Source organism: Cohnella hashimotonis (assembly GCF_030014955.1).
Taxonomy (GTDB): Bacteria; Bacillota; Bacilli; order Paenibacillales; family Paenibacillaceae; genus Cohnella; species Cohnella hashimotonis.
On the sequence record NZ_JAGRPV010000001.1, the window covers coordinates 2,098,315 to 2,111,098 of the forward strand.

General features: G+C 55.5%; 11 protein-coding genes and 2 tRNA genes. 10 read left to right on the plus strand and 3 right to left on the minus strand.

The features are described from left to right. The first annotated feature begins 82 nt into the window (after nt 1–82). Nucleotides 83–355 carry a hypothetical protein gene (locus KB449_RS08280; protein ID WP_282907923.1) on the plus strand — a complete coding sequence of 91 codons (273 nt, stop codon included), beginning with the start codon at nt 83–85 and terminating at the stop codon, nt 353–355. Between the two features lie 128 nt (nt 356–483). Next, a tRNA-Leu gene (locus KB449_RS08285) sits at nt 484–571 on the plus strand. A 138-nt stretch (nt 572–709) separates the two neighbouring features. On the opposite strand, the gene KB449_RS08290 is transcribed toward KB449_RS08285, so the two are convergent. Next, entirely contained in the window at nt 710–2,443 is a 1,734-nt protein-coding gene (locus KB449_RS08290; protein WP_282907924.1) for a sensor histidine kinase, read from the minus strand. Between the two features lie 2 nt (nt 2,444–2,445). After that, nucleotides 2,446–3,180: a response regulator transcription factor gene (locus tag KB449_RS08295; RefSeq protein WP_282907925.1), complete on the minus strand. Its 735-nt coding sequence runs from the start codon at nt 3,178–3,180 to the stop codon at nt 2,446–2,448. 171 nt (nt 3,181–3,351) lie between these two features. On the opposite strand from KB449_RS08295, the gene KB449_RS08300 reads away from it, so the two are divergent. The 8 genes from KB449_RS08300 to KB449_RS08335 all read left to right on the plus strand — a co-directional run bounded on the left by KB449_RS08300 (nt 3,352) and on the right by KB449_RS08335 (nt 11,559). Next, nucleotides 3,352–6,345 (plus strand): efflux RND transporter permease subunit, encoded by a 2,994-nt coding sequence (locus KB449_RS08300; protein ID WP_282907926.1) that lies wholly within the window; start codon nt 3,352–3,354, stop codon nt 6,343–6,345. Between the two features lie 21 nt (nt 6,346–6,366). Beyond that, a complete protein-coding gene (locus KB449_RS08305) occupies nt 6,367–6,681 on the plus strand; it encodes a YbjQ family protein (RefSeq protein ID WP_282907927.1) in 315 nt (104 codons plus the stop codon). A gap of 89 nt (nt 6,682–6,770) precedes the next feature. Next, nucleotides 6,771–7,121 carry a sensor histidine kinase gene (locus KB449_RS08310; RefSeq protein ID WP_282912763.1) on the plus strand — a complete coding sequence of 117 codons (351 nt, stop codon included), beginning with the start codon at nt 6,771–6,773 and terminating at the stop codon, nt 7,119–7,121. Nucleotides 7,122–7,279: 158 nt separating this feature from the next. Next, entirely contained in the window at nt 7,280–8,809 is a 1,530-nt protein-coding gene (locus KB449_RS08315) for a spore germination protein (protein WP_282907928.1), read from the plus strand. A gap of 4 nt (nt 8,810–8,813) precedes the next feature. Beyond that, a complete protein-coding gene (locus KB449_RS08320; protein WP_282907929.1) occupies nt 8,814–9,995 on the plus strand; it encodes a Ger(x)C family spore germination protein in 1,182 nt (393 codons plus the stop codon). Nucleotides 9,996–10,018: 23 nt separating this feature from the next. Next, on the plus strand, nt 10,019–10,243 hold the full coding sequence (locus tag KB449_RS08325; protein WP_282907930.1) for a hypothetical protein: 225 nt from the start codon (nt 10,019–10,021) through the stop codon (nt 10,241–10,243). 40 nt (nt 10,244–10,283) lie between these two features. Then, nucleotides 10,284–11,387 (plus strand): GerAB/ArcD/ProY family transporter, encoded by a 1,104-nt coding sequence (locus KB449_RS08330; RefSeq protein ID WP_282907931.1) that lies wholly within the window; start codon nt 10,284–10,286, stop codon nt 11,385–11,387. Nucleotides 11,388–11,471: 84 nt separating this feature from the next. Then, nucleotides 11,472–11,559: transfer RNA gene (locus KB449_RS08335), tRNA-Leu, on the plus strand. A 236-nt stretch (nt 11,560–11,795) separates the two neighbouring features. On the opposite strand, the gene KB449_RS08340 is transcribed toward KB449_RS08335, so the two are convergent. Next, complete coding sequence (locus KB449_RS08340; protein ID WP_282907932.1) at nt 11,796–12,716, minus strand: DMT family transporter; 921 nt, start codon at nt 12,714–12,716, stop codon at nt 11,796–11,798. Between the last annotated feature and the right edge of the window lie 68 nt (nt 12,717–12,784).

The window sequence follows — 12,784 nt, forward strand, 5'->3', positions numbered from 1 at the left end:
GCAGGAGGACCAGGACGAGACGGCCGTCTCGTCCTGGTCCTGTTTTATGCGTTTCAAGCATACGGACAAGGAGGAGATCGCCATGGCAATCAGCGACGAACAACTGGATCAATACCGGGTCGAGGGAATCAAGGTCCGCGTCGTTCGGGACATTTTGCAGATCAACGACGTACGCGGCATCGTCGTGGCTTGGGACGACGATTACGTGCTTATCCGCAGGCCCAATCGCCGTGTCGTCAAGCTGCGCCGCAGCTATTCGATCGGTCCCGCATCGGAGCCCAGGCAGGCGCCGGCGCTCGACGGAGCGCCCTTCGAGCTCGAAGAGATCGGCGAACCGGACGATGCAAATGACTGAAAATTAGAACTTTAAGGACAGGCTTGACTTCGTTTCCCGGCCCGTGCTATTATGAGTCTCGTGATTGCGGAACATAAGGTGCTTCACCATTAACGGCCAAGCGTACATCGTTCCCGGCAAGAACATTTGCGGTCGTGGCGGAATTGGCAGACGCGCTGGATTCAGGTTCCAGTGGGCTAACCCCCCGTGGAGGTTCGAGTCCTCTCGACCGCACCACTTCGATAATCAAGATCTTGAATCCGTTCCTGGGACGGCGTTCAGGATCTTTTTTGTATGCCCGGAAAGTGCAGCGTGTTGCGTGGAAGACCAAAAAGTGGCCGGCCCGCAGGGAAAAGCGGTACGGCCACTGCGCGGTTAGAAGGGCAACAGAATCTCGATTTTCGTGCCTTGCCACACTTTGGAATGCACCTGAATTTCGCCGCCGTGCGCTTCTACGATCGTTTTCGCAATGCTCATCCCGAGCCCGGAGCCTTCCGTCGATTCTTCCGTATTCGTCCCCCGGTAGTAGCGGTTGAACAAATGATGCAGCGTTTCCTCGTCCATTCCTTTGCCGTTATCGATTACTTTTATGCATGCCATATTGTTTTCCTTGCCGATCGATATGGTGATGACTACGCCCGGAGGGTTATGCTTTACGGCGTTGGACAGCAAGTTGTCCATCAGCCTCTGCAGCCAAGTCTCATCTGCCTTTATCGGAATGGGCTGCTCATTCCCAACGTAGAGAAATTGATATTCGGACATCGTGGTGTCGTTGACATACTTCAGTACGGAGCGACGCACGAGTTCATCCAAATCCATCTCCCGGAGCTCCATGATCGATTTTCCTTGTTTGAGTTGATGAATCAAAGAAAAGTCGGAGATCAGCTCGAGCATATAATCCCCCTTCTCACGAATCGTCGCGCCCATGATCCGCATCTCTTCGTGGCTCCATTGTGCGGGCAAGCTCTCGAGCATATACCCATAACCTTGAATCGTGGCCAGAGGCGTGCGCAGATCGTGGGAGATCCCCGACATCCACTCCGTTTGCGCCTTCTCCAGCCTTATCCGTTCCTTCTCCGCCTGAGCCAATTGATGAGTCATCCGATAGAAGGATTCAATGACCTCCTTATAGAGCCTGTAACGGATTCGCAGCTTGCCGTTGCGGCGAAAAACTTTAGGCAAATCCTTGGCGGTCAGTACCTGGTCGTACTGTCCTCGGTCCATACGTTCGAACCAGCCTGCGAACATAATAAGCGGCTGACCGTAACGGTAGCCGTGCCAGACGGAGATGGACAAAGCCAAGAGCAGGATCAGAACGGCAAACCAGACAAGTTCACGGGTTGTCGTCCCCAGCACCGGATGCTTTAGAGGACCGCCGGAGGGATTGGGGGTATAGAGAATCCAGGTCATACCGCTCGGATTGTCCTTGTGGGCGACAATTTTCGTATCGTAGTTGCTGGGCGATTGCTCGATGGCCAGGATATCCAGCGGACGATATGCTTTCTGTGCGAATGCTTTATCGCCGATGGCTTGCAGGGTATGACTCCCGGCGTCGATGATCTGCAAATAGCTGCCGTTTGCGCGCAGAATCCGGTCCAGAACAGGAATCGCATCGCTCCGTAAGGTTCCATGTTGTCCGTAGGCATCGAACCAGGCAACGAGTTGGTTAAGTTCGGTACTACGATAGCCCAGCATGTAGAGAAGCGGTTCTTTGAATGAAAAATTGAGCTCTGTGTGTACGGCATACATCCCAAACGCCCGTGTATCTTGAATATCGAGCAATTGAGCGGTGTCGTAGGAAGTCGGCAAATCATCGGACGAAGTTGTATTGACGGCGTAAATCACTTCGCCTTCGGCACTGACTACCTGCAGCCACATTCCGTTCTCTTCAATTAATTTGTTCCACTTGGGGGAGATCTCAATTGTCCCATCCTTGAATTGGGCTTCTTGCGCGATCAACTGCAAGGCGCCAACCGGAAAATTCCGACGTAGCTCTTTATTCGACATGCTCTGGAAGAAAAGAATGAAAGCAACCAAAGTAATGGTCACAATCAGCAGGGCGTAGAAGATCAATTGATACGTGAAATGGAAAGCCATACGATGCTGCATCCTCATCGCTCCTGCGTCTCCTTCACCAGCTTGTAACCAAGCCCCCGTACGGTGAGCAACTGCTTCGGATTGCCGGGATCGATCTCGATCCGCTCCCGTATGCGCCGGATATGCACCATTACCGTCGAGTCATCGCCCTGTCCATTGATCCCCCATACCTTGTCATAGAGCTGTGTCTTGGAAAATACGACCCCGGGAAACTTACAGAAGTGCAGCAGCAGCTGGAATTCCTGCGCAGGGCAAGGAACCGGCTGTCCCTCGACGATCAACTCGCCTTCTGCCTCGTTGACGGTGAAGCGGCTGAACCGATAAATCCCCGGTTCGAGCCGCTTTCCCGGACCGGCCGCGGGAACTTCAGGCTCGAGACGGCGAATGCGCGCCTGAATTCTTGCGGCCACCTCCAGGGGATTGAAGGGCTTCGTAATATAATCATCTCCTCCCATCGCGAAGCCCCGGAGAACATCGAGATCGGAAGCTTTAGCAGTCAAAAACAAAATATGCGGATTCCCGTATTCGCGAAGTTTGGAGCAGAGCTCCAGGCCGCTGCCGTCCGGGAGCATAATGTCCAGAAGAACGATATCGGGGGACACTTTCGCCGCCAGGTCGAGTGCTTCCGCGCAGGTGGAAGCCGCATACAGCTGATGAAACCCTTCTCTGCGCAGAACCATCTGCAGCATCGTGACAATCGAAGGCTCGTCGTCGACGATGGCGATACGAATATCGGATACATTTGTCATCGTTTTCACCCTTGTCCATGGTAGCACATTCACTTTAACAGAACCTAAACGACGGTGGGAATCATTAATCTGTTGTTAAACGATTCGTTTAGGTTCCGTTTCAATGAGGTTGGTAGCATAGGAAATGAGCAATAGACACCTATAGACAGGAATCGGAAGGAGAAAGATAAGTTGAAAAGATTTTTAGAAGGCGTATTCCGCAACAAAGCGGCCATCTCGATTGTTGTGGTGATGGTGCTCGGCATCGGAATCTTTAGCTATTTCAAGCTTCCCATGGAACTTATGCCGGAGTCGGATAGCCCACAGGTAACGGTTAGCGTAATCGGGCCGGGGTATGACGCCGCCACGATGGAGCGGCAGGTGACGAACTCGCTGGAGCAAGCATTGTCGGCAATCAAGGGCAAGGCCGATACGTTCTCGACTTCGGGAGACGGCTTCTCCCAGATTAACCTGGTCTTCGATACCAATACAAACATGAAGCAGGCCAAAGCGGATGTCGAGCAAGCGGTAAATGCCGTGCAGTTGCCGGAGCGCATGTCGCCACCGTACGTTGTACAGTTCGACACGTCCATGATTCCGATCTCGTTCGTCTCGCTCACGTTCGCAGATGGGACAAGCGAGGCGCGGAAGGAAAAGCTGGAACAGCAGGCGATCGACGCCTTCCATTCGATCGACGGAGCCGGCGAGATTCAACTGTCCGGCAAGCCGCTGCCCGGCGTCGGCGTGTTTCCGGACACGGAGAAGCTGACGGCCAAAGGAATACCGCTTCAGTCTCTTTACGCCGTGCTGCAAGGTCGCAACGCCTCGTCTTCCGTCGGCCAGCTGTCGATCGACGGGGCAGTCGTCAACCTGAATGTCGCCTCCGACCTTCAGGGCGTTGAGACACTGAAGAGGCTGCCGGTCGCAAACGGAGTCGCCCTGGGCGACGTGGCGAACGTCAAACTGCTGAACGACAAGGAAAGCATCAATCGTCTTGACGGCAAGGACTCGCTGATGATCACCGTATCCAAAGCGGCCAGTTCCAATGCGGTAAGCGTGGGCAAAGGCGTGGAGAAGATCATTACGCAGATGAACGAGGATAACCGGGATGTCGAGCTGAAGATGATGATAAGCACGTCCGAGCAGGTCGTCCATTCCGTCAACAGCATGATGCAAGAAGTGCTCATGGGCGCCTTGTTCGCCGCGATCGTCATCCTTCTATTCATGCGCAACATCCGGGCGACGCTCGTCACGATCGTCTCGATCCCGTTGTCGCTGGCCATGACGCTGTATTTGCTCGATTTGTCCAACATCACGCTCAACATTTTGACGTTGGGCGGCGTCGCCGTCGCGGTCGGACGTCTCGTGGACGACAGCATCGTCGTTATTGAGAATATTTTCCGCCGCTTGCAGAAGGAGTCGTTCTCCATATCGGTCGTCGTCGACGCCACCAAGGAAGTGTCGAGGGCGATCACCGCTTCGACGTTAACGACAGTCGCCGTGTTTCTGCCCATGGGGCTCTTGCGCGGTTCGCTTCAATCGTTCCTGCTGCCGTTCGCCTTGACCGTCACCTATTCGCTGCTGTCGTCGCTGATCGTCGCGCTGACCGTCATCCCGCTCTTGAGCGCCAGCGTTCTTCGCAAGTCGTCGATCAAGGAGCATCCGCCATCCAAACGGTTTGCGGCGTTCCTGCACTGGAATTTGCGGCACAAGTGGGTACCGATCCTCCTCGCGTTCGTGCTGCTGATCGGCTCCGTTGGCGTCTACTTCACCATGCCGAAGGGCGCAATCGACACTTCCGACGCCACGAATCTTAACGTGACGCTCGAATATAAGCCGGATACCCCGACGGATCAAGTGTTCGAAAACGGCAAAAAGCTCGAGGCGTTCCTGATGGAGCAGGAAGGCCAGGAGTGGGTCAACATGAGCATGGGCAACAGTGCCGACGCCGCCAAGTACGGAAGCGTCCAATCGCCGACCCTCATATCTTACTTGCTGCAGGTGAAGAAAGGCGGCAGCGCCGACAAGATCGTCGAGGCTGTTAAGGCGGAGCGCCCGAACTATCCGGGAGCGGAGCTGAATGCCAGCTTCGGAGGCGTGGGAGGCACGAGCGTGTTCGTTGACGTATCCGGAGACGATCCCGGACTGCTGACGAAGACGGCTGACGAGATCGTCGCCAAGATCAAGCCGATTCCGGATGTGCTCAAAGTCGAAACGAACCAGGAAGAGAAGAAGACGGTGTATACGCTGCAAGTGAATCCGACCGAAGCCAATGCCGGAGACATCGCCTCCCAGCTCCAAGGAATGCTCAATCCGGTGCCGATCGGTGAGGTACAGTCGGAAGGCCGCTCGCTGCAAGTCTCCGTCCAGCCGGTGCTTGCTCCGAAGTCCGAGCGCGATCTGGATAGCCTGAACGTCCTGACCGAGGCCGGTTCGAAGCCGGTATCCAGCGTAGCGAAGTGGGTCAAGGAAGAGAAGCCGACTGAATTCTACCATAAAGGCGGGAAGAGCTATATTCGCGTTACAGCGACGGTTGATCCGAGCCAACTGTCCGTCGTCGGCGGCAAAATATCGCTGGAGATGAAAGACATTAAGCCTCCGGAAGGCGTCAAAATTTACGTAGGCGGAGCTTCCGCCGACCAGTCTTCCGACTTCTCCAGCCTGTTCGCAATGATGCTCATCTCCATCGGCATCGTGTACCTGATCATGGTCTTCACGTTCAAGACGCTGCGGGCGCCGATCGCCATTCTCGCTTCGATCTTGTTCGTGCCGATCGGAGCGGTGCTGGGCCTGATCGTCACCGGCGTGACGCCGGACTTCACCGCTATCTTCGGCGTCGTCATGCTGATCGGCATCGTCGTCACGAACGCGATCGTGCTGATCGACCGCGTGAAGCAGAACGAAGAAAGGATGACGATCCGCGAAGCGCTGCTGGAAGCGGTTGGCACCCGAATGCGCCCCATTCTGATGACTGCGATTGCGACCGTATGCGCTATGCTGCCGCTCGTGTTCGGCGTGTCGGAAAGCGGAAGCATCGTCTCGCAAAGTCTCGCCATCGTCGTCATCGGCGGCCTTATCATCGCTACGCTTCTCACGCTAGTGATCGTGCCTTGCATCTACGAGCTGCTGTTCTTCCGCAAGTCCCGTCGCCAGCGGGCGGTTGCCCGGCAAACGGCCTCGCTCTGAACAAAAAGGAGAATGATAACAATGTTGATTGCTACAGTCGATAACATATCCGGTAAAAATGTTGAAATCGTCGGACTGGTAAGAGGCGTTATTGTTAGTTCAAAGCATATTGGAAAAGATATTATGGCCTCGCTAAAAGAGATAAAGGGCGGGGAGATCAAATCGTACACAGATATGAAGGATGCTGCATTCGATGCGGCTACGGAAAGAATGGTTAAAGAGGCCCGAGAGCTGGGAGCGGACGGAATTATTGGCGTTCGCTATACGGCCGAGTTTGTTAAAGATGCTACCGTCAGTATTTGCTCCTATGGAACGGCCATCAAATTTGTGAAGTAGATCTAACCGCGAAACTTGTCGGATCAAGCTGATCGATTCAACGCGACCCCGACGCCGAAGCGGTCTACGTTTTCGTTCAGGCGCATGCGATCAAGCGCGTGCTGGCCAATCTGATCGACAACGCCTGCAAATACGGTCCTCAGAACGGGACGGTCAGGCTCAAGGCGTCCGTGGACGATCGTCATGCACGCGTAACGGTAGGGGACGATGGACCGGGCATCGAAGCCGGGCATTTGTCGTTGATTTTTCATCGGCGTACCCGGCTGGAACAAACGGCAGACTTGGACGGGCAAGGCATCGGCCTTTCCATCGCCAAAGAAATCGTCGATCGTCATGGCGGTGCGGTCTGGGCGGAGAGCGAGCCCGGCGAAGGCTACCGGTTTTGTTTTACGATTCCCGTATTGAAGCGGGAAGCGATACGCGAAGGCGATGCGTCATGAGCGAAGTTTAAATGCATGCTGGAAGCGCGCGCGAGGTGCGACGGGCGGCCCTCTTTTTTTGCATCGATCGAATCAATCGTGTGCTCGCGGAAACATTCGGTAATAGTGGGCAGCCGATTGGGAAACGCTAAATCCGACTGAGGACGGGAGGCTGGTACATGTCCGATTCTACTTCCCCGCCGATCCCCGCCCAATCGGAGCTGGATCGACCGATCGCGGCAGACCTGAATGCAAACAGAGCGGCGCTCGACGGCTTGCTGCAAGATTGCGCAGATGCCGTTTTCCATCCGTTTTCGATAGGCGATGGCCATTCGGCGCTTCTGATTTATTTGTGCGGACTGTCGGACAAGGCGCAGCTGGAAAAAATGGCGATTGCGCCGCTCATTCGTTCGTCTATGGAGGCCGGGGACGGTTTGTCCGGAATCGCCCGCAAGCTGCCGATCGCGGATTTGCACCAGGCGGGTACGATACGGGAACTCGTCGAAGGCTTGTTTATCGGTATGCCATCCCTGCTCGTGGACGGCGAACCGGGAGCGCTCATCCTTAATTTGGCCGATTGGGAGAAGCGCGGAATCGATGAGCCGATGGCCGAATCGGTCGTGCGCGGACCGAGAGAAGGTTTCGGAGAATCACTCGACGTCAACATGTCGCTTATGCGCAGAAGATTGAGGACGCCGAGCTTCAAGATGAAGACGATGACGGTAGGACGGTTGACCCGTACGAGAGTCGTCGTCGGCTATATCCAATCGGTGGCCAAGGATTCGCTCGTTCAAGAGGTGCTGAGCCGGCTGTCCCGCATTCATACCGACGGCGTGCTTGAGAGTGCGAATATCGAGGAGCTGATTCAGGACTCGACGCTTTCTCCGTTCCCCCAGCTGCTCTCGACCGAGCGTCCGGATGTTTGCGCCGCCTCGCTGATGGAGGGCAAAGCGATGCTCATGGTCGAAGGCACGCCTTTCGCGCTGATCGCGCCGACGTCGCTTTTCGCGCTGCTGCAGTCGCCGGAGGACTATTACCAGCGCTTCATGATGGGGACGGTGATCCGATGGCTGCGCTACACGTTTTTTTTGCTTGCGCTGCTGTTTCCTTCGCTGTACGTCGCCATTCTGACGTACCATCAGGAAATGGTACCGACGACGCTGCTGCTCAGCATCGCAAAGTCGCGCGAAGACATTCCTTTTCCGGCTTTGGTCGAGGCGCTGCTCATGGAGATCTCCTTCGAAGCGCTGCGCGAGGCGGGCGTACGCCTGCCCAAGCAAGTCGGCTCGGCCGTCAGCATCGTCGGCGCGCTCGTCATCGGCCAAGCCGCGACGGCCGCCGGGCTCGTATCGCCGCCAATGGTCATGGTGGTGGCGCTGACCGGGATCGCTTCTTTCATGATTCCGCATTATTCGGTCGGCATTTCGGTTCGGCTGCTCCGCTTTCCGGTTATGCTGCTTGCCGGGTTTCTAGGCTTGCTAGGATTAATGCTGGGCGTGATCGCGCTCGTCATTCACTTGGCGTCGCTGCGTTCGTTCGGAGAGCCGTATCTCGTCTTTTTCCGAAGAGGCGCCAGGCATTCCTGGAAAGATACGCTCATTCGCGCGCCTGCATGGGCGCTTGACGAACGGCCGGCAACCGCACAGAAGGCGAATGCCGACCGACAATCCAAGCGCAACAGGCCGGCGCCTCAAAGAGAAGGCGGTTGAATCCATGAAGTGGTCCAAGGCGTGCCGCATCCTCGCAGCGAGCATGCTCCTGCCGCTGAGCGCTGGCTGTTGGGATCGGCTGGAGATCAACGATCTGGCGCTCGTCATGGCGACAGGGCTCGACGAGGCCGAGGATGGGCAAGTCAAACTGTCCGTGCAAATCTTCGTGCCGAAAAAAGCGGGCAACACCCCAAGCGTCGGCGGCGACCAAGCATCCGGCGGCGGAGGCGGGGGTTCGCAGACGATCGTAAAGGAAGCGACGGGCATCTCGGTCGCGGACGCGGTGTCTCGCTTGCAGACGATGATGTCGAGACGGCTCACTTGGGAGCATGATGAAGTGTTTATCTTCGGAGAGAAACGCGCGGCGCACGGCATAGAGGAAGATATGGATTATTTGCTTCGATCCAGGCAGACTCGGGAGCGCGCCAATTTGTTCGTGAGCGAAGGCATGGCGATCGACGCCTTGCGGCTGAATCCGCGTCTTGAGAGAGACGTGGCGGAGACGCTGCGGGAGATGACGCTTTTGCAAATCGGACCGGACGTCTCTATGTTCGAGCTGCTGCGGATGATGCGAAGCGCGGGCAAATCCGCCGTATTGCCCTATATTCAAAAGCTCCCGAGTCAACCGGGCGTGAATCCGGAAAACACGGTCTCGTATATTACGGGCAGTACCGTGCTGAAAAACGGTAAAGCCGTCGGCCGTCTGAATATGCGGCTCACGCGGGGGCTGCTATGGCTGCACAATGAAACGAAGGAGGCTACGCTCACCTTCAAGCTCGAAGGGATGCCGGGCAGCGTCGCTTTGCATATGCTCCGATCAAGAGCTGTGCTTATCCCGTCCATTAAAGGGGATCGATGGAGCGTGCGCGTAAAGATCGACAACGAGGCCGTGCTGCTGCAAAATACGACCGGAGGCATCGTCACCGACGAAGCCTGGGTGCAAAAAATCGAACGGGCCGCTTCGCAAAGCATAAGGTCGCGCATCGAAGAAACGGTGGAGGCCGGCCAACGGCAATTCAATGCGGACATATTCGGTATCGCCGACCTTTTCCGCAAGCATTATCCCAAGCACTGGAAAGAGGCGCGGACGAACTGGGACAGCGTCTTTAAGGAGATCCGGATCGAGATAAACGTTCATACGCACGTCAAACGTCCGGGCATGTCGAACGCGTCTGTGCCCTATTGAAAGAAAGGGGTCATACCTTGCCGATGAAGCTGGTTTATCTCGCGGGCGTTCTGCTGTTGGCCGCAGCGATGACCTGGGCGGATAGAAGACATCTTAAAGGAAGTAAGCATCGCAGTTGGGCATATGGCGGCGTGATGGCCGCCGGAGTGCTGTTGTGCGGCCTTCATCTGCTCGCGCCGCGCTTGCCTGGACCTACCGACTGGGTACGTCCTTGGTTCGAGCCGCTGGGGAAATGGCTGACCCCTTAAGACCGATTGCATATAACGCAGTAGAAGGAGTCGAAGACTTATGGCGGGGAAAGTCCAAATATCCGCCGCGCAAATGGGCGCTTTGCTTTATTTATCCACCATAGGCACCGCGTTCCTTGTCATGCCTTCGGCCGCTACGCTGATGGCAGGCAGCGATATGTGGCTGACTCCGATATTCGCCTCGCTTGGCGGGTTCATCCCGATATGGGCGGCTGGGCGGTTTCATCGATTGTATCCGGGCAAGCATTTTTTTGCCGTGATCGAGGCCGTTCTGGGCCGCATTGCGGGCAAAGCGGCCGGCATTTTGTTTTTGCTGTTCCATCTGCACATCGGAGGTGCCACCATACGCGATTATTCCGAGTTCATCTCGGGCAATTTTTTTCAGCGGACGCCGATTCTCGTCATTACCGCTTCCATGCTGCTGGTTTGCGCCATGGTCGTTAAGTCAGGCGTGGAGACGATCGCCCGCTGCGCGCAAATTTTTTTGCCGGCTGTGCTGGCGCTGCTTCTGATCAATGTCGTTTTGTTAATACCTGAAATGAATATCACGGAGATGCTGCCCATCCTCGGGAACGGTCCGTTGCCCGTCGTGAAAGGGGTTTTCGTCGTCCAAGGCTGGTTCTGCCAGTTTGTCTTGATCACGTTCTTGCTGCCCTTTGTCGACGGCGACAAGGGTAACCGAGCCGGTTATTGGAGCGTGGCGGCGGCCGCGGCGACGATGGTGCTGATCAACCTGACCGTGCTTTTCCTCTTCGGCATCGACGCTGCGCAGTTTTATTATCCTTTTCTGATGGCGTCCCGCTATATTCGCGTTGCGGACTTTATCGAGCACGTGGAAGCGATGGTCATGGCCAGCTGGGTGCTTGGCACGTTCGTGCGAATTTCCCTTTTTTATTATGCGGCGACGGTGGGAACGGCATATTGCACCGGAGTCAAAGCGGAAAAGCTGTTCGTATATCCTGTGGGAATGCTGCTGATCGTGTCCGCCTTTTGGGTCGCTCCGAGCATGCAGGCGCTGCTGACCTTTATTTCGACTTGGGGCAATATGTACATCATGACCGGATACATCGCTTTTCCCGCCTTTCTAGCCTTCATGGGAATGGTCCGCCACGCTGCTTCGAGGGCGGGATCCAGCTCTCGATAAAATTCAGGCTTTACATTCATGCGAATCCCCTATATAATCAGATTTGTCGTCTTGAGATAGTAAGCTTGATCGGGACGCTCATATGCGGTCGTGGCGGAATTGGCAGACGCGCTGGATTCAGGTTCCAGTGGGCTAACCCCCCGTGGAGGTTCGAGTCCTCTCGACCGCACCACTTAACAAAGAACAGGCTCTTGAATTTGTCCTTGTGACGATTCAGGAGCTTTTTGCATGTTTGGGATCAAAGCCCTTAATCGCTCCTACTGGAGCGACCAAGGGCTGCTAAAAAGAATCGCCGAATGCGGACCCGCGTGTACGGTGATTGGCCGTTTGCTGCCCCCCTTTGGTGCCGATCGAGGAACTAGCTGGTCTATGGACAAACGGGTTACGCCAATGCTCATCCGGGAGATATTATGAAACGCCGCCCGTCCCTATGTGTCGGTTGATCCCTTTCCGCAGCGCTTTCACTTTGAGGTTCACCAGCGCAATGCCTAGGATAATAAGAACGAGCCCCGCTACCAGTTTGGAAGTAATCGTCTCCCCCAAGAAGAAGACGCCGATCACGATCGAAAGGAGCGGGACCAGAAAATTAAACGAATTGACTTTGCCCGCCTCGCCCGATCCGACAAGCAGAGAGAAAAGGAGCCAGGCCAAAGCCGTGCAGAAAATCGCAATAAACAACAACGCCGAGATGAACGGCACGTTCCAAACGACAGCCTTCCAGCCTTCCGTGGCAGCACCCGTACCGAGCAAAACGCTTCCGCCAACGATCATCTGAAAGGTGACCAACCAGATGGCCTCGACTTTTGCTGCGGATTTCTTGATATAGATCGTACCGAACGTCCAAGAGACCGCACTGGCTACTCCTAGCAGGATGCCGACTAAGGACATATTCCCGGCGCCTCCGCTTGCGCTAACGACAGCCACGCCGAGAAAACCGAGAAGCAAGCCGCTCAGTTTCGAGCCGCTCATGGATTCGCCCAGCCACAGCCAGGCGCCTATGCCAAGCAGGACAGGCTGCAAAAAAACGATCGTCGTAAACAGACCGGCCGGCATCATTTGCAAACCGAACGTTTGAAAACCATAGAAGAGAACAACATTCAGCAAGGTGGAAATGAGATAGATGTGCCGCGTCTTCTTCAGATTCAGCTTTTTGTAACTGCGTAATGCCAAGGGAAGCAAGATAAGTCCGCCGATCAACACCCTTAGTCCGGCGAAAAGCAGAGGAGACGCGAACTCGAGCGCATATTTGGACAGCGGACCGTTCACTCCCCACAGTGTTACCAGAATCGCTAAATAGACGATTGTACGCACTCGTGAAAGTTGCGGCATAAACGTTCAACTCCTGTTGTAGTATAGTGCTCCCTATGATACAATCCCCCTCGAGATAAATAAAATGA

Coding starts and splice junctions, on each gene's coding strand:
- KB449_RS08280 (WP_282907923.1), top strand. CDS start 83: ATGGCAATCAGCGACGAACAACTGGATCAATACCGGGTCGAGGGAATC.
- KB449_RS08290 (WP_282907924.1), bottom strand. CDS start 2,443: ATGCAGCATCGTATGGCTTTCCATTTCACGTATCAATTGATCTTCTAC.
- KB449_RS08295 (WP_282907925.1), bottom strand. CDS start 3,180: ATGACAAATGTATCCGATATTCGTATCGCCATCGTCGACGACGAGCCT.
- KB449_RS08305 (WP_282907927.1), top strand. CDS start 6,367: ATGTTGATTGCTACAGTCGATAACATATCCGGTAAAAATGTTGAAATC.
- KB449_RS08315 (WP_282907928.1), top strand. CDS start 7,280: ATGTCCGATTCTACTTCCCCGCCGATCCCCGCCCAATCGGAGCTGGAT.
- KB449_RS08320 (WP_282907929.1), top strand. CDS start 8,814: ATGAAGTGGTCCAAGGCGTGCCGCATCCTCGCAGCGAGCATGCTCCTG.
- KB449_RS08325 (WP_282907930.1), top strand. CDS start 10,019: ATGAAGCTGGTTTATCTCGCGGGCGTTCTGCTGTTGGCCGCAGCGATG.
- KB449_RS08330 (WP_282907931.1), top strand. CDS start 10,284: ATGGCGGGGAAAGTCCAAATATCCGCCGCGCAAATGGGCGCTTTGCTT.
- KB449_RS08340 (WP_282907932.1), bottom strand. CDS start 12,716: ATGCCGCAACTTTCACGAGTGCGTACAATCGTCTATTTAGCGATTCTG.